At 30.4% G+C, this 16,516-nt stretch carries 16 protein-coding genes; 13 read left to right on the forward strand and 3 right to left on the reverse strand.

Translation table 11 applies throughout. The annotated features are described in order from the left end of the window. Position 1 precedes the first annotated feature (1 nt). From tsaE to fliD, 9 genes are read left to right on the forward strand one after another with little or no spacing between them, the layout of a single operon-like run. Positions 2 to 472 carry a tRNA (adenosine(37)-N6)-threonylcarbamoyltransferase complex ATPase subunit type 1 TsaE gene (gene tsaE, locus XJ44_RS07970; RefSeq protein WP_075666444.1) on the forward strand — a complete coding sequence of 157 codons (471 nt, stop codon included), beginning with the start codon at positions 2 to 4 and terminating at the stop codon, positions 470 to 472. Then, on the forward strand, positions 453 to 2,825 hold the full coding sequence (lon, locus tag XJ44_RS07975) for an endopeptidase La (protein WP_075666445.1): 2,373 nt from the start codon (positions 453 to 455) through the stop codon (positions 2,823 to 2,825). The genes tsaE and lon overlap by 20 nt, the downstream gene beginning before the upstream one ends. After that, on the forward strand, positions 2,806 to 3,396 hold the full coding sequence (yihA, locus tag XJ44_RS07980; RefSeq protein WP_075666446.1) for a ribosome biogenesis GTP-binding protein YihA/YsxC: 591 nt from the start codon (positions 2,806 to 2,808) through the stop codon (positions 3,394 to 3,396). Before lon ends, yihA begins: the two co-directional genes overlap by 20 nt. After that, on the forward strand, positions 3,393 to 5,024 hold the full coding sequence (argS, locus tag XJ44_RS07985; protein WP_077198644.1) for an arginine--tRNA ligase: 1,632 nt from the start codon (positions 3,393 to 3,395) through the stop codon (positions 5,022 to 5,024). Before yihA ends, argS begins: the two co-directional genes overlap by 4 nt. A gap of 11 nt (positions 5,025 to 5,035) precedes the next feature. Continuing rightward, positions 5,036 to 6,430: a sensor histidine kinase gene (locus XJ44_RS07990; RefSeq protein WP_077198645.1), complete on the forward strand. Its 1,395-nt coding sequence runs from the start codon at positions 5,036 to 5,038 to the stop codon at positions 6,428 to 6,430. 4 nt (positions 6,431 to 6,434) lie between these two features. After that, the gene (locus tag XJ44_RS07995) at positions 6,435 to 7,292 is read left to right on the forward strand and encodes an HDOD domain-containing protein (RefSeq protein WP_077198646.1); all 858 of its coding nucleotides are present in this window, start codon (positions 6,435 to 6,437) and stop codon (positions 7,290 to 7,292) included. Beyond that, positions 7,282 to 7,662 carry a 30S ribosome-binding factor RbfA gene (rbfA, locus tag XJ44_RS08000; protein WP_077198647.1) on the forward strand — a complete coding sequence of 127 codons (381 nt, stop codon included), beginning with the start codon at positions 7,282 to 7,284 and terminating at the stop codon, positions 7,660 to 7,662. The genes XJ44_RS07995 and rbfA overlap by 11 nt, the downstream gene beginning before the upstream one ends. A 30-nt stretch (positions 7,663 to 7,692) precedes the next feature. Then, positions 7,693 to 8,031 carry a flagellar protein FlaG gene (locus XJ44_RS08005; RefSeq protein WP_077198648.1) on the forward strand — a complete coding sequence of 113 codons (339 nt, stop codon included), beginning with the start codon at positions 7,693 to 7,695 and terminating at the stop codon, positions 8,029 to 8,031. 12 nt (positions 8,032 to 8,043) lie between these two features. Beyond that, a complete protein-coding gene (fliD, locus tag XJ44_RS08010) occupies positions 8,044 to 9,819 on the forward strand; it encodes a flagellar filament capping protein FliD (protein WP_077198649.1) in 1,776 nt (591 codons plus the stop codon). Positions 9,820 to 9,940: 121 nt separating this feature from the next. Here the strand turns inward: fliD and XJ44_RS09255 are convergent, their stop codons facing one another. From XJ44_RS09255 to XJ44_RS08020, 3 genes are all read right to left on the reverse strand, one after another. After that, positions 9,941 to 10,078, reverse strand: coding sequence for a hypothetical protein (locus XJ44_RS09255; RefSeq protein ID WP_158071833.1), 138 nt, complete (start codon positions 10,076 to 10,078; stop codon positions 9,941 to 9,943). A gap of 638 nt (positions 10,079 to 10,716) precedes the next feature. Then, positions 10,717 to 11,763, reverse strand: a complete 1,047-nt coding sequence (locus XJ44_RS08015) for a vWA domain-containing protein (protein ID WP_077198650.1) — start codon at positions 11,761 to 11,763, stop codon at positions 10,717 to 10,719. A 13-nt stretch (positions 11,764 to 11,776) separates the two neighbouring features. After that, complete coding sequence (locus tag XJ44_RS08020) at positions 11,777 to 12,262, reverse strand: hypothetical protein (protein WP_075666454.1); 486 nt, start codon at positions 12,260 to 12,262, stop codon at positions 11,777 to 11,779. A gap of 189 nt (positions 12,263 to 12,451) precedes the next feature. Here XJ44_RS08020 and rlmN point away from each other — a divergent pair, with 189 nt between their 5' ends. Genes rlmN through XJ44_RS08040 form a run of 4 tightly spaced genes read left to right on the forward strand, consistent with a single transcriptional unit; the run spans position 12,452 to position 16,493 of the window. Then, a complete protein-coding gene (gene rlmN, locus XJ44_RS08025; protein ID WP_077198651.1) occupies positions 12,452 to 13,474 on the forward strand; it encodes a 23S rRNA (adenine(2503)-C(2))-methyltransferase RlmN in 1,023 nt (340 codons plus the stop codon). After that, positions 13,441 to 13,956 carry a PASTA domain-containing protein gene (locus XJ44_RS08030; protein WP_077198652.1) on the forward strand — a complete coding sequence of 172 codons (516 nt, stop codon included), beginning with the start codon at positions 13,441 to 13,443 and terminating at the stop codon, positions 13,954 to 13,956. Before rlmN ends, XJ44_RS08030 begins: the two co-directional genes overlap by 34 nt. Continuing rightward, positions 13,953 to 14,819, forward strand: coding sequence for a ribosome small subunit-dependent GTPase A (rsgA, locus tag XJ44_RS08035; RefSeq protein ID WP_077198653.1), 867 nt, complete (start codon positions 13,953 to 13,955; stop codon positions 14,817 to 14,819). The genes XJ44_RS08030 and rsgA overlap by 4 nt, the downstream gene beginning before the upstream one ends. Further along, positions 14,820 to 16,493 (forward strand): YgiQ family radical SAM protein, encoded by a 1,674-nt coding sequence (locus XJ44_RS08040; RefSeq protein WP_077198654.1) that lies wholly within the window; start codon positions 14,820 to 14,822, stop codon positions 16,491 to 16,493. Positions 16,494 to 16,516: the final 23 nt, after the last annotated feature.

Below are 16,516 nucleotides of genomic sequence, written 5' to 3' on the forward strand. Positions count from 1 at the left end.
TGTGAAGATAGAAAATGTATCATTAGAGGATTTAAAAAGTTTAACTAAAATAATTTCCAAAAATATTGATGATTTAAATTTTATATATTTAAATGGAGATTTGGGTTCAGGAAAAACCACTTTTACGAAGTATTTATGTTACTATCTTGGAGTGGATTGGTTACAAGTGAGTAGTCCCACATTTTCTATAATTAACGTTTATGAAGGAAAAAGAACAATTTATCATGTGGATCTTTATAGAATATCTGATTTTGACGAAGTTTTTTACGTATTAGAAGAGAATTTTGAAGATAAAGAAGGAATTTTTATAATAGAATGGAGTGATTTATTTAAGGATTATTTTACTGAAGAAGGGCTTAAAATAAACTTTTATCATAGGGATGAAAAGACAAGAGATCTTGAATTTTTTACTGACTTGGAGAAACTAACTATTAGTCTAAGGAGGTGGATGAATGAAAGAAAAAAAGTTTGAGAAGTTAGAACAGAAGGTTGCAAAATTAAATGAGGAAGAAATAGAAATTCCGGGAGAGTTACCCGTCATTGCAATGAGAAGTAATGTTGTTGTATATCCAAATACTGTTGTACCATTTTATGTAGGGCGTGAAAAGTCGTTATATGCTTTAGAGGATTCAATGGAAAATTACAATCAATTGTTGTTTGTAGTTAATCAGAAAGATCCAAAGATTGAAGAACCCAAAGAGATTGATTTATTTAAAATTGGAACAGTTGTAAAAATAATGCAAATTGGTAAACTTCCAGATGGAACTTTTAAGGTTTTGGTAGAGGGAATTTCGCGGGCGGAATGGATTAAATCAATTGAAAAAAAATACTTTAAATTTAAGATAAAGCTTTTAAAATCAAAATATCGGAAGACAAAAAAATTAATTGCTTTAATGAGAGTTGTGAGAGATGAAATGCAAAAATACATACAATATTCTAGAAAGCTCCCCACAGAAGCTTTAATGTTTTTGGAGGATATGGAAGATCCCGATGTATTTGCAGATTTAGCTGCATCAATTTGCCCTGGAAGTTTAGAAGAAAAGCAAGAATTACTTGAAATATTACATCCGGCAAGACGTTTAGAGAAAATTTTGGAATTAATATCTAAAGAAACGGAATTACTTGAAATAGAACACCAATTAGATCAAAAGGTAAAGAAAAGAATTGAAAAATCGCAAAAAGAATACTTTTTAAGAGAAAAACTAAGGGTTATTAGAGAAGAGCTTGGTGGAGAAGAAGATGCTGAAATTAGGGAATTAGAAGAAAAAATAGAAAATGATGATTTGCCGGATTATGTTAAAGAAAAAGCAAGATTTGAATTGAAAAGACTTGAAAAGATGTCTCCCTATTCACCTGAAGCAAATGTTATAAGGAATTATTTAGATTGGATTTTAAATTTACCTTGGAATAAAAAGACAGAGGAATTATCTGATTTGAAGATTGCTAAAAATGTTTTGGAAAAGCATCATTTTGGTCTTGAAGAACCCAAGCAAAGAATTTTGGAATTTTTGGCTACACGTAGTGTTTCAAAGTCGATGAAAGCACCTATTATTTGTTTTGTTGGGCCACCAGGTGTGGGGAAAACTTCTTTGGGACGTTCTATTGCAGAGGCTTTGGGAAGGAAATTTTTAAGGATGTCTTTAGGAGGTTTAAGAGATGAAGCAGAAATTAGAGGCCACAGACGGACTTATGTTGGGGCATTACCTGGAAGAATTATTCAACTTATTAGAAAAGCAGGTGTTAAAAATCCGGTATTGTTATTAGATGAAATTGATAAAATGGGAATAAGTTTTCAAGGTGATCCTGCATCTGCATTGCTTGAGGTCTTGGATCCAGAGCAGAATAAAGATTTTGTTGATCTATATCTGGAATTACCTTTTGATTTGTCAGAGGTTTTATTCATTACTACAGCAAATACTTTATACAATATACCAGAACCACTAAAAGATAGAATGGAAATTATTGAAATTCCAAGTTATACTAACGTTGAAAAATTTCATATAGCAAAAGATTATATTCTCCCTAAAATATTCAATGAGTTAAATTTTGAAAGAAAAAAGATAGTATTTAGGAATGATTCAATTAAGCAAATTATTTTAGAATATACGCTTGAACCTGGAGTTAGGGAACTTGAACGAAAGTTGAGGACTATTGTTAGAAAATCTATTTTGGAAATTGTGGAAGGGAAAGAAAAAGTAATCATAACTACCAAAAAAGTAAAGGATTACCTTGGGGCTCCAAGGATAAAAGAAGAAAACAGATTAAAAAAACCAACAATTGGTGTATCAACTGGACTTGCTTGGACGGCATATGGCGGGACGACTTTGTTTATAGAAAGCATATTATTTCCGGGAAAGGGAAGATTAATATTAACAGGTAAATTGGGAGAAGTGATGAAAGAATCCGCACAAATTGCCTTTAGTTTAGTGAAAAAGCTTTGTGGAGAGGAGTTTACAGAATTTTTTGAAAAGAATGATATACATATCCATGTTCCAGAAGGTGCAGTGCCAAAAGATGGACCAAGTGCAGGCGTTACTTTGGTAACTAGTTTGTTCTCATCTGTTAAGAAAGTTCCTGTTGATAACAATATTGCAATGACGGGTGAAATAACATTGAGGGGAAGAGTTTTGCCCGTTGGAGGAATAAAGGAAAAAGTTTTAGCTGCGTATAGAAAAGGAATAAAGAAAATTATTTTACCATATCAAAATAGATATGATATTGAAAAAATACCAGGAGAAGTTAGAAAAGATATCAAATTTGTTTTCGTAAATACAATTGACGAAGTGTTAAGGGAGGCATTGATTTGTGAAGATAAAGAGTGTTGAATTGGTAAAAACTATATATAGTAAAAAAGAAAGATATCCTGAGCCGTTAAATGGTGAGTTTGTTTTTGTTGGAAGATCGAATGTGGGAAAGTCAACTTTATTGAATACATTAACAGAGAGAAACATTGCAAAGACAAGTAAAAAGCCAGGAAAAACTGCTTCTGTTAATTTTTATAAAATAAATGATTTACTTTATTTTGTAGATTTACCTGGTTATGGTTTTGCCAAAGTTTCTGAAAAAGAAAGACTTAGGTGGAAGCAAATAATAGAATTTTATTTTGAAAGTAGATTTTGGAATATAAAGATGATTTTTTTGCTTGTTGATGGAAGACATGAATTGCAAAAAAACGATGAAATGATGATTGATTGGTTAAAAGAAATGGATTTACCTTTTTCCATTGTTTTGACTAAAATAGACAAGTTAAAGATGTCTGAAAAATCTAAAATGATTAGGTATTACAGAAATTTATTTGGTGAAAACTATATTGTTATACCTTATTCAGCTGTGACTAAAGAAGGGGTATCGGAAATTTTAAAATTAGTTGAGGATCTTGGAGGTGCAAAGGTTTGATACGAGATATAATTGATGAAAAAATAAAAAGTATACTTTTGGAAGAAGGTTTTGATTATTCTTATAACATAGAAATTCCAGATGAACGATTTGGGGATTTTTCAACGAATGTAGCTTTAATTGGAGCTAAGTATTTCAGGAAACCCCCTCTTGAGATAGCAAAGATATTCGTTGCAAAATTGGAAAGTGATCCTTTATTCTTAGAAGTTAATATTGCTGGGCCGGGTTTTATAAATTTTAGAATTTCAAAGGCATTTTATATCAGTATTTTGGAAGAGATGTTAAAAAAGGGTACAAATTATTGGAGGCCAAAACCAAAACAATTGAAAGTACAGCTGGAATATGGTAGTGCAAATCCTACAGGTCCCTTTACTGTAGGGCATGGAAGGCAGCTAGTGATAGGTGATGTTCTAGGTAATGTTTTGGAGTTTTTGGGGTATGATGTTGAAAAAGAAATGTATTTAAATGATGCAGGAAGACAAATAAGACTTTTGGCGCGTTCTTTATGGGTGAGGTACAATGAGTTATTCGGAAAAGAATATGATTTACCTGAGGATGGTTATAAAGGTACGTATTTAATGGATATTGCAAGAAGTTTGAGTGAAAGGGAAGGAAATAAGTTTGTAGATAAATGGGATGAGAAAGTGGAGAAGTTTTTCATGGAGGAAGCCGTATCTAGTATATTAGATAGTATGGAGAGGACACTTAACAAAATAGGTTGTAAATTTGATAGTAAAATAAAGGAAAGTTTTGTAATAGAAAAAGGATATGTTGACAGGGTATTGGAAATTTTTAAAGTGAAAAATTTAGTATATGAAAAGGATAACGCGCTTTGGTTTAAAGTGTCAAAGTTTCTCAACGAAGACGATAAAGTTTTAATTAGGAGTGATGGTACTTATACTTATTTTTTGACGGATATTGCGTATCATTTGTATAAATTTGAGAGAGAATATAACAAAGTTTATGATATTTTTGGCAGTGACCATCATGGGCATATTCCTAGAATGAAAGCTGCTATGAGCGCTCTTGATATTTCTAATGAATTTTTAAATTTCATACTTCATCAATTTGTTACTTTAAAACGTGGAAAAGAAGTTGTAAAAATGAGTACGAGGGCAGGTAATTTTGTAACTTTGGAAGAACTTTTAGATGAAGCAGGAAAAGATGCCACAAGATATTTCTTTGTTATGAATGATGTAAATACACATTTAGTTTTCGATTTAGAACTTGCAAAGTCTAAAACTAATGAAAATCCCGTGTATTATGTACAATATGCATATGCGAGGATAAATAGCATTTTTGAGAAAGCCTATGAAAAAGGGATAAAAGGCGATTATTTGGATAATATAGAACTTTTGGAAAATCCGGAAGAAATGAGTATAATTAAATTGTTGGATGAATTTGTTAATTCCCTTAAACAAGTTGAAGAAAAATTATCACCTCACTTTTTAACAAATTATATTTATTTAGTTTCCGAAAAATTCCACAGTTATTATTCAAAATATAAAATAATTGATGAAACAAATATCCCTCTGAGTTTGGCAAGATTAGGTTTACTGAGTGTTATTAAAAATGTTTATGAGATAGTGTTCAATCTTTTGGGAGTTAAAGCACCAGAAAGAATGTAGAAGGTGAGAATTTGAATATTGATACGTTATTTTCTAGTTTTATTCATGAAATAGGGAAGGCAAAAACTGAGGAAGAAGTTTATAGAACACTTTTAAAATCATTAAAGGCAATGTTAAAGTATAACGGTGCTTTAGTTTTAAAGCAAAATGAAGTGGTCTTTTTTGATCCAGAAGTGTTTGATATTTCAAAATATTCTGATTATATGGCCTGGATTGAAGAAAGATTATTGCCTTCGTTTTTTTTGGAATCAGATGAATTTATTGGAATAATTCCCATAGTTAAACAAGGGAAAATGTTGGGAAGTATAATTGTAAGAACTAATAAAGAACCTAATAACGAATTAATGGTTTTTTTACAAATTTTTTCTTTTTTAACGGGAATTACTTTAGAAAATTTGGTATTAATTGAAAAAATAAAGAATTCTGAAAAATTTATGTTTGAGGTTTTAAATTCTATTAGCGAAGGTATTTTTGTTTTGGATGAAAAAGGTGAACTAGAGTTTTCAAACAAGCTTGGTAAAGAAATAATAGAGAAGTATGATATAAAGGATTATTTTAAATTTTTAATTTTAGATGATGCAAATATACATTCTAAGGAATTTGGTGAAAATTATTTTACCATTGTAAAAACAAAATTTGATTTTTTAGGTAGTACCAAGTATATTATCACTTTCAACAATGTTACATATGAAATGGAATTGGAAAAACTAAAACAATTAGATAAGATGAAGACGGAATTTGTTGCAAATATTTCTCACGAGCTTCGAACTCCTCTATCTGCTGTAAAGGCGTATACCGAGACCTTATTGAATATGGAGGTTGATCCTGAAAGTCAAAAAGAATTCCTTTCTATTATATACGAACAAAGTGAGAGACTAGAGGCTCTATTAAATGACTTGTTGGACTTTACATTAATAGAATCAGGTACAATGGAGTTAGAATATAGTGAGTTTAATATTTGTGAGGTTTTACAAAGTGTCTTGGAGAAGGTATCTCCATTTGCAGAAAAATTTAGGGTAAAATTAGAACATAGTTGTAGTGAAGTTACTGTATTTGCGGATAGAAAAAGAATTTTTCAGGTGGTGTACAATTTACTTGATAATGCGATAAAGTTCAACGATAAAGAGAAAGATGAAAGATTTGCAAAGGTTAACATAAAAAATGAAGACAATGAATTAATTATTGAAGTGGAGGATAACGGTATAGGAATTTCTAAAGAAGAGAAAAATAAAATTTTTGAGAAGTTTTACAAAGGGGATAGAAGTTTAACTTATGAAGTTTCTGGTACCGGGTTAGGTCTTGCAATTGTAAAAGAAATTGTAAGATTGCACAGAGGAAATATTGATGTAGAATCTGAAGTAAAGAAGGGGACAAGATTTATAGTGAGAATTCCATTGGGGAAGTGAGTAAATGTTGGTAAAATTTATAAAAGAAATAGAAGAAATTCCAACGCCAGATTTTCAAGTTCAGCAGATAATAAATATAGCATCTAATCCGGATTCGTCTATAAAAGATCTTGAAAAGGCTATTTCAATGGATGCTTCGTTATCTCTAAAAGTTTTAAAATTGGTAAATTCTGCGTATTATGGGCTTCCAAGAAAAATAACAAAGATAAGCGAAGCTGTAATGATTTTAGGATTTAAAACTGTAAGAAATTTGGCGTTGTCGATTTTTACGTATTCTTCTTTAAATAAAGGGGCTTCAAATGTTGATAAGAAGAAACTTTGGCAACATTTTATGTCAACTGCTATAATTTCAGAGGTGGTTTCAAAAATTATCGGTTATCCTGAACAGGAAGAAGCGTTTATGGCGGGGCTTTTGCATGATATTGGAAAAATTGTATTAGATATTGCATTTCCAAAATATATTACTAGTTTGGTTGAAAAATCAAAGTCTAATAAGGTGTGTTTTTACACTTTGGAAAAGAAGTTAGGTGAAGAGACTCATGGTGAACTTGGGGCGTTTTTAATTGAGCAATGGAAGCTTCCAGAACTGTTTCAAATAGTTTCTCTTTACCATGATGAACCAGAAAATAACGATCAAGAAGCTTTTGATACGATTTTATACATTGTACATCTTGCAAATTATTTTTCGAATTTGATGTACAATGGATATTCTGGTTCATATTGTGAACCTACATTATCTGCCAAAACATTTAAAGTTTTAGGTATAAAACCGTCGGATTTGATTGATATCTCAATTAAAATAAGAAACGCTTTGGCAAAAGCGAAAGCTCTTTTAGAAGGAGGAGAAGAAAATGAATCCTGAGTATAGAAATATGAAAATAGAAAATCGTATAAGAGAACTTATTTCTGAAGGGTTACGAAAAATTAAGGTTCCGGAGTTTGATGCAATAAGAAGTTACATAGTAATTTCAAGGGTTATTATTTCAAAAGATAAAAAATATGCAGATGTTTATGTAAGTTATATTGGTAGTGCGGAAGATAGAAAAAAGGCAGTTGAGCTTTTGGTAAAATATAAAGGTTTCTTTAGAAAATATATTGCAAAAAATCTAAGAATCTATACTACACCAGAGCTTAGATTCAAAGAAGATATAGGGATAGAAGAAAGTGTAAAAATAAATAAACTTTTAGATGAAATTTCATCTAAAAATAATGAAAATACTTCCGATAATTAATATAGGTAGCTTTTTTTAGGAGGGATAACCATGGATGGTGTTAAAGGGGTGAGTAATGGCAAAATAGAAATTTTTGAAAATAACCTAAAAAATCCAAATTTAGATCAAAAAAAAGCGATAGATCAACAAAATAGAAATGTTGATTTGAATGCCGTTGCGAAAGAGTTTAAAGAAAATTTGGAAAAATTAAAGAAAATTTTTAGAGGTGAAGCGGAATTTAATATTGACAAGGATACAGGGATGATAGTTGTGAAAATAAAAGATAAGGATACGGGGGAAATTATTAGACAAATTCCTCCAGAGGTTGCTTTGAGACTTGCAAAGAATCTTGAAGAATTGATTGGTGTTATATTTGATGAAAGAGCTTAAGGAGGTAATATTATGGATTATAGTTCTATTGCTCAGAATATTAACTATAGATATACCTCCAATGCTCCAATGTTTCAATTTGGTGGTTTATCTTCTGGGTTAGATACAGCTTCTATAATTGATAAAATAATGGAAGTAGAATCCCGGCCTTTAAATAGGCTTAATGAAAAATTTAAGGTTTTAGATTATCAACAGAAAGCATATAATAATGTTTCTGATAAATTGCGAGATTTTATGAATTATTTAACAGATTTTAAGTTACAATCTAATCTAATTCCAAAGAGTGCAACGGTTTCTGATGCAACGGTTTTAGCAGCTGATGCTAGCGCTACTGTTTTGGATGGTAATTATTCTATTTCTATTGATAAATTGGCTTCAAGAAGCATTTATAATGGTGGAAAAGTTGGTGTTGATATAACTTCCACAGATACGTATTCTAGTTTAAACCATAAATATGTACCACAAGATTCGACATTAGTTTTAACTGTTAATAATACAGATGTAAATATTAGTATATCTTCAACGGATACGATCAATGATATTGTAAATAAAATTTCAAATGCTTTTACAACTGCGGGTGCTTCTGCAACCGTTGCTTTTAATGATGTAGAAAATAAATTAGTGATACAATCTTCTGATATTTTTTCAATTTCACAATCAAGTGGTAACTTTTTAAATGTTTTTAAATTAGATGATGCAAATTTGATAAACAATTCGGGAACTTATACGTTGCAAAGTTCGGGAGATATTGGTACATATTCAACAAGTAAAACTTTAGCAGATTTAGGAATATCGGGAAGTGGAACTTTTACAATAAATGATGTTTCAATCTCTTATTCAGATACTGACACAATTTTTGATCTAATTTCAAGAATTAACAATAATGTTAGTGATGTTACAGCATCGTATGATGAGAATAATAACAAAATAGTTATAACAGCAAATGAAATGGGTGATGTTATTATAAATATATCTGGAGCACCTTCTGGGCTTGGGCTTGATACTGGGACATTTACATTGGGAGATATAGCCCATGCAACATTAACAACTGATTCTGGTCTAACTTATGACCTTTATTCTGATAATAATACATTTACTTACAATGGTTTAGAATTTACTGCATACAATTTAGGAAATGTAACTATAAGTGTTAATACTGATACAGATGCTATAGTGGAAAAAGTTAAAGAATTTGTCGATAAATGGAATGAAATGACTGATTATCTATACACTAAATTAACTGAAGATAAGGTTAAAGGTAAAGATGAAAGTGAAATGTCTGAAGAAGAAAAGATACAAGGTTACTTAAAAAATGATCAATATTTAAGAAGAATTTTTGACAAAATGAGAGGATTTTTATATGATTCGTACAATGGTAATTATTTATGGGAACTTGGAATAACTTCAGGAGATAGCGGTATAGGTTTTGAAAATACGATGAAAGGTCATATTGAATTAGATGAAGATAAATTAAAAGAGTATATTTCGAAAAATGGTGTAGATTCTGTTTGGAAATTTTTTGGAGGTTCTGAAACAAGTTTTGCAAGTCAAGTGAAAGATTATCTTTATGATTTAACAAAATTCAATGGAGAAATAGATCAAGTTGCAGGAGTAAGTGGAAGGTTAGGGAGAGAAAAGAGAGTCCTTGCAAAAGAAATGGCAAATTGGATTGAAATTTTGCAGAAAAAAGAACAAGATTTGTGGGCGAAATTCTCTGCAATGGAAGAAGCACTTGCAAAATTAAATTCTCAAGGTATGTATATTGCACAGGCACTTTCAAAAAGATGAAAAAGCAGATGAGATAGACTTGCTTTCGAAAATATGATAAACAAAAAAAATATGATAAACAAAAAATTAATTTATTAATTTTTGAATGACATGGCTTCAGTATACCACTGAAGCCATGTTTTTAGTCTTTGAGGATAGAATCGTTAAAATACGAACTCTTTTTATATTTGTAAAAATTCATTTCAAAGTTATGAGCCTCAAATAATTGTATTTTATCTATATCATTGAACATATCTGATACGTATGATTTGATTTTCAAAAAATATCTCCAACTATTTTCGAGTAATAATCTTGCAAGTGCTATTTTTATTTTTTCTCTGCCAGAAATATTGCTTTTATTGCTTCCAAGAACTATGTCAAGTTTTTTTATTTTGTATAAACTTTTTCAAACCTGCCAAATCTTTTCTTTGTATTGTGATATATACTTTAAAACAAGTCTTATAAAAGTTGTTTTTCCTTCTTCACTTGAACATACAATAGCCACTTTATCATCATGTGTTATTTCAAAATTAAGATGTCTAATATTTTTCTTTTTTAAATGAAACAATACTTAGTATAATTTTTTGTGCTTCCATATGTCAGGTGACTAGTATAATTATCAACATTTAAAGTTTCAAAGCCAAGTTTTTAATAAATTTTAAATGATTTATAAAGTGCTCTAATTGGACCTTAAACTAACTCTACTTAGATTAATACATAAGAAAAGAAACAATGATTTGTTTTAAATTTTAAAATAAAGTCTAATAACTTATTCTTTTAGTTTAGGAAGAGATAAAATTTTTGCTATTTATTTACCAAAAAAAAGCACCCCCTCGTTGGTTTTGTTTACCACCTAGGGGGTGTTTTTTATTGTTTCATTTTTGGATTTACCGCAAGTTGAAGACCTTTTTTATAATTTTAATAATTTACATTTTCAAGTTTTTTGTAACCTTTGAGGTTTTCGTGATCTATAAATACTTCTATTGTATGCGTTGCATTTGGAGAATCACTTTCGAATGCAATTATCCAGCTTGAAGAAATGTATTCTAAAAGACCTATATTTGTCAAATCAACATTGCCAGATGAATCGGTATAGTTTACAATTCCTCCTGTTTTTTCTATGATTTCCCTTGGATCTTCAGGATTGCTAAAATCAGTATCGGTAATATTATAATAATATGTTGGCACAAAAGCACCGTGTACTGTTACGTATCCTGTTATAGCATCGATTACTTCGCTTTTATTGTATAAAGTTTCACCTTCGGCATCTCCAGGATATGATTCTGATTTATAATGTGCAGATGCATCTGTAATGAGTATTATAATTTTTTGAGAAGAAGTTCTCCAAGATGCGTTATTAAATGCATACATGATACCTGCGTATGGATTTTCAGGGAAATCTCCTCCACCGTATGCAGATAAACTAGAAACAAAATTTTTAGCGCTACTTGCATCTGAAAGATCCAACCAGGCGGGTGATACCGTTATATTTTTAGAAGGTGCAGCATCATCAAATGGAACAATTCCTATTCTTGCATCTAAGCCACTTGCTTCTAGAGTGATAATCAAATTTTGAATGCTGTTTTTAACCCCTTCAATTGCGTTATACATGCTTCCTGTTGTGTCTAATACAATCATTATATCAATTTGTGTTCTTTTTTCAGATTCTTTAAATAAAAGAAATCCTTGAGCTTTATTGTCTTCGAAGACTTTTATTTCGCTATCAGAAAGATTTGAAATATCGGGAACACTTAATTTTAACCTTACATAATCTGGAACGGAAAGTGGTACTAAAAACGGTGTTTTGTCAGTTGTAAGGTATAACGTAAGATCAGTGTACAAACTTGTTGAAGGTTTAAGCACTCCTTCTGGATCTTTCGGAATTAATTTGGGCAACGTTGGAATGTTAACACATCCAAATATGAATATTAAGATTATAAATGATAAAAGTATAATTTTTTTCATAATTATCCCTCCTTTAGAATGTAAGACCTATACCAAGATTTAGGGTATAGATTCCGGTGCTTAAAAATTGAAGATTAAATGTAGTAATTGCTTCGAGTGATAGCGTTATTGGTGCTCCAGTTTTTAATCCCAATTTTCCATGGAATATTTCTTGCGAATAAAGTCCAATTTCTGTGTTTTGTAGATTTACAATAAGAATTGGTGCAACTCCAACGTAAATAGAAGTGCTAGAGATTTTTAGATTAAAAAGCAAGTATGGATCAAATTCAACTAATTTTATTTCTGAGAAATTGGTGTTTTCTAAATCCAAATTAGTTCCTGAGAGTGGATAGTAAATGTTTAAGGAAAAACCTATAATGCTTGAGTAAGTGCCTAATTCTGCTCCTAAAACAAATCGGTTTTTTCCACTCATTTCTTTTCCAATGCTTGCTCCTAAAAACATGGAAAAATAAATACTCGAAAACAAGAAAAGAAGTATCAATAATGTTATTCTTTTCATTTTAATCACCTCCTAAATATATCATATCACTTTACTATATAAAAATAATATAACATTAATTGGTTATATTAAGTTATTTGATGTAATAATACTATGTTAAATTAATAATTCTTTGTTTTTCGAAGTATAGTATTAATTTTTGGACATTTGTGTTAGAATAATATTAGAAAAAATTTGGAGGGGAATAATATGAAGAGTATTTTGGACTTTAAGTATGATAAATTGGTTGGAGAATTTAAAAAGATAAATTTAGAAAGATATAGGGTGGATCAAGTTTTGGATTGGATTTATAAGAAAAAAATTTTTGATTTTAACGATATGACAAATCTTTCTAAGGAACACCGAAGGATACTTTCAGAAAGATTTACAATAGATATTCCAGAACTATTAGATATGCAGGTTTCTAAAATTGATAAAACTACAAAGTTTCTGTGGAAATTAAAAGATGGTAACACAATTGAGTCTGTTGCGTTATTTCATTCAGGTAGGGTTACTTCTTGTATATCTACGCAAGTAGGATGTCCGGTAAAATGTAGTTTTTGTGCAACGGGACAAAGTGGTTTTGTGAGAAATTTAACTGTTGGTGAAATTGTAGGTCAAATTTTGGCTATTGAATTGAATAGAAAAGTTAAAGTGGGAAATGTAGTTTATATGGGAATGGGTGAACCACTATTAAATTTTGGAAATGTGCTGGATAGTATTAAAATATTAAATCACAAAAAGATGTTGAATATAGGGATTAGAAGAATTACTATTTCTACCGTTGGAATTCCAGAAAAAATCGTAGAACTTGCAAAATCAGGTTTAGACGTGAAATTGGCATTATCTTTACATGCACCCACAGATTTTAAAAGAGATCAGATAATTCCGTTAAATAAAAAATACAGTGTTGAAGAGTTAATATATGCATTAAAAAAGTATCAAGAAATCACAGGTAATAGAATTACAATTGAGTATATTTTAATAAGAGAGTTTAATGATTATCCAGATGATGCTGTTAAATTAGCAGAATTATTAAGAAGATTGAGTGTATTTGTCAATCTCATTCCGGTTAATCCAGTAAATCCTGAATTTCATAGGCCAAGCAAATGGGCAATTGAGAGGTTTAAAGAGGTATTAGAGAAAAATGGTATAGAGTGTGAAATTAGGCAAGAAAAAGGTACAGATATAGATGCTGCTTGTGGACAATTAAGAAGGAGGAATATAAAATAAGGTTTTTAAAATCTTTGATAATATTTTTATTTGGAATCTATTTTGGGGCGTTGGCATTTATAGGTATAAATTATTATTTCCAAAGAACAAATTTCTTGACGTTTTCAATTGATGAGTTGAATGGTAAAAAAATTGAAGATATAGAAAAAGATCTAAGTAGTTCTGGATTTAAGGTGGAGTTTTTTAACAAAGGACAAATTGTTGATATTATTCCAAAGTTTAGTGTGTTAAAAAAGGGAAGAACTATAAAAATAATATTGAGAGATGAAAAATTTAAATTACCTAATTTGTATGGTGTTTTTTATCTTGAAGGTATAAGCTTTTTGAAAAAACGTGGAGTTGATGTTGAAATAGTAAAAATAAAATTTCCTGGCCCAGATGGAAGGATATTGGCATCTTACCCAAGTTTTGGAAGTGAGATTTCTGAGAATTCCAAAATAAGATTATTAGTTGATTTTGGTGAAACAGGAGGTATGGAATGAGAAAAAAAGGTTTGGTATTAAAATTTATGTCAAATATGGCGTTGGTTGAAGATATAGAAACAGGGAAAGTATTTATTTGTAAGCTTAGGGGAAAATTTAAGGAACAAGGAATTAGGCCGATAGTTGGTGATTTTGTAGAATATCGCCATATAGTAGGTAATGAAGGGATTGTAGAAAACATTTTAAATAGGAAGAACGAATTAAAACGTCCGAGGGTTGCAAATATTGATCAAGTAGTGATTGTTACTTCTTTAAAAAGACCTGAAGTGCCTCTAAAAATATTGGATAGGTACTTAGTTTTGGTAGAAAATGTAAAAATACCCGCTGTCATTGTTTTAAATAAATGTGATTTGTTAAGTAGAGAGGAAATTGATGTGTTTTTAAGTATTTATAGTAAAATGTATCCTGTTTTTTTGGTGAGTGCTAAAAATAGAATGGGAATTGATAAGCTTGTAGAAGTCTTTAAAGATAAAGTGTCTACTATGGCAGGTATGTCTGGGGTAGGAAAGAGTAGTATATTAAACGCTATTAATCCTGGTTTATCGTTAAAAGTAGGTGAAATTTCAAAAAAGTTAGATAGAGGTAAACATACAACTACTGTTATTGAATTGTTGAAATTTGATTTTGGTGGATGGATTGCCGATACACCTGGATTTGCCAGTTTAGATATTAGTGAAGTTGAAAGTGAAGAACTTAAAAATTATTTCCCGGAATTTAGTAATTTTTTATGTTTGTATCCTGATTGTAATCATATACACGAACCAGAATGTGGAATCAAAAGAGCAGTTGAAGATGGATTAATTGCAAAGTCACGATATGAAAGTTATTTTGAAATGTTTCATGAGCTTTTGGAGGGAAATTAAATGTTTTTACCCACTACAAAATATGATATGGAAAAATTAGGGTGGAAATATTTAGATATAATATTAATTACGGGGGATGCCTATATTGATCATCCCTCAATAGGTGTTTCTTTGTTGGGGCGTTATCTTGTTTCAAAGGGATTTAAAGTAGGGATTATTGGGCAACCTGACGTAAAGGATGATAGAGATGTGACGAGGTTGGGAAGACCTCGTTTATTTTTTGGGATAACCGGTGGAAATGTTGATTCAATGGTTGCAAATTATACGGCATCTATGAAGAAAAGAAAAAAAGATGATTATACTCCAGAAAAACTTGGCAATAAAAGACCAGATAGGGCGGTAATAGTGTATTCAAATTTAGTTAGAAGGTTTTTTAAGGGCATGCCAATTGTAATCGGTGGTATTGAAGCAAGTTTAAGAAGATTTGCACATTATGACTGGTGGTCTGATAAACTTAGAAAATCTATATTGTTAGATGCAAAAGCGGATCTTTTGGTATACGGAATGGGCGAAAAGGCGATTTTGGAGATTGCAAAGTGTTTGCAAAAATATGGGGATACAAGTAAATGTAACGATATCAGGGGGGTAGTTTGGTGGACGTCAAAAAGGGTTGAAAAAGCAATTGAAATTTCCTCTTATGAGGAAATATTGAATGATAAATTGAAATATAATGAGGCATTTAAAAAGATTAGTTTTTTAACTGATCCAAATAGGGATATTTTAATTGTTCAAAAGCAAGACAATAGATATGTTGTGCAAAATCCACCTCAGTTTCCTTTAGATAGAAATGAATTTGATAATTTGTATTTGTTACCTTTTGAAAGGGAAGTTCATCCTTTTTATTTAAAGAATGGGAAGGTCAAAGCTATTGAAACAGTTAGATTTTCCATTACTACTGTTAGAGGTTGTTATGGTATGTGTGCATTTTGCGCACTAACCCAGCATCAAACAACGCATGTTATTTCTAGAAGTAAAGAGTCAATTTTGGAAGAGGTGAAGATTTTAAGAAAAATGAAAAATTTTAGGGGAACAATTTTTGATGTTGGTGGTCCTACAGCAAATATGTATGGAGCTCAGTGTAATATTCGTGCTTTAAAAGGACAGTGTAATAGATTTTGTCTTTTTAAGGAACCTTGTAAAAACTCATTAGTTGATCATAGTAAATTGTTGGATTTGTTATATACTATAAAAGAGGTAGATGGAGTGAAAAATGTTTTTATTTCATCTGGAATAAGACATGATTTGGTTTTGGAAGATAAAAAATACGGTGAAATTTTTATTAGAGAGCTTCCAAAATTCACCCCCGGGCAATTGAAGCTGGCACCGGAACACTCTCATGAAAATGTTTTAAAGATTATGAGAAAACCGAATATTAATAAGTTTTTGGAATTTAAAAGGAAATATGAAAGTAACTCCAAGAAAAAATATGTAGTTGCTTATTTTATTGTTGGTCATCCTGGAGAATCTTTTAAAGAAAATAGTCATTTGAAAAGATTTATTAGAGAAAAATTGGGATATAGACCTCAGCAAATTCAAATCTTTACACCTACACCTGGTACCTTAAGCACGGCTATATATTTTACTGGTGTTGATCCGTATACAAATGAAAAAATATTTGTTGAAAGGAAATTGAGTAAACGTAATCAGATGAAGAAAAATATTATTCACATGTGATATAATCTTTTATGGAGGTGGGT

This window comes from Thermosipho affectus (assembly GCF_001990485.1).
In the GTDB taxonomy this organism is placed as follows: Bacteria; Thermotogota; Thermotogae; order Thermotogales; family Fervidobacteriaceae; genus Thermosipho; species Thermosipho affectus.

What these genes read in the sequence shown, in the direction of transcription:
- lon (WP_075666445.1), top strand. Translation starts at nt 453, where the DNA reads ATGAAAGAAAAAAAGTTTGAGAAGTTAGAACAGAAGGTTGCAAAATTA.
- XJ44_RS07995 (WP_077198646.1), top strand. Translation starts at nt 6,435, where the DNA reads ATGTTGGTAAAATTTATAAAAGAAATAGAAGAAATTCCAACGCCAGAT.
- rbfA (WP_077198647.1), top strand. Translation starts at nt 7,282, where the DNA reads ATGAATCCTGAGTATAGAAATATGAAAATAGAAAATCGTATAAGAGAA.
- XJ44_RS08005 (WP_077198648.1), top strand. Translation starts at nt 7,693, where the DNA reads ATGGATGGTGTTAAAGGGGTGAGTAATGGCAAAATAGAAATTTTTGAA.
- fliD (WP_077198649.1), top strand. Translation starts at nt 8,044, where the DNA reads ATGGATTATAGTTCTATTGCTCAGAATATTAACTATAGATATACCTCC.
- XJ44_RS08015 (WP_077198650.1), bottom strand. Translation starts at nt 11,763, where the DNA reads ATGAAAAAAATTATACTTTTATCATTTATAATCTTAATATTCATATTT.
- XJ44_RS08020 (WP_075666454.1), bottom strand. Translation starts at nt 12,262, where the DNA reads ATGAAAAGAATAACATTATTGATACTTCTTTTCTTGTTTTCGAGTATT.
- rlmN (WP_077198651.1), top strand. Translation starts at nt 12,452, where the DNA reads ATGAAGAGTATTTTGGACTTTAAGTATGATAAATTGGTTGGAGAATTT.
- rsgA (WP_077198653.1), top strand. Translation starts at nt 13,953, where the DNA reads ATGAGAAAAAAAGGTTTGGTATTAAAATTTATGTCAAATATGGCGTTG.
- XJ44_RS08040 (WP_077198654.1), top strand. Translation starts at nt 14,820, where the DNA reads ATGTTTTTACCCACTACAAAATATGATATGGAAAAATTAGGGTGGAAA.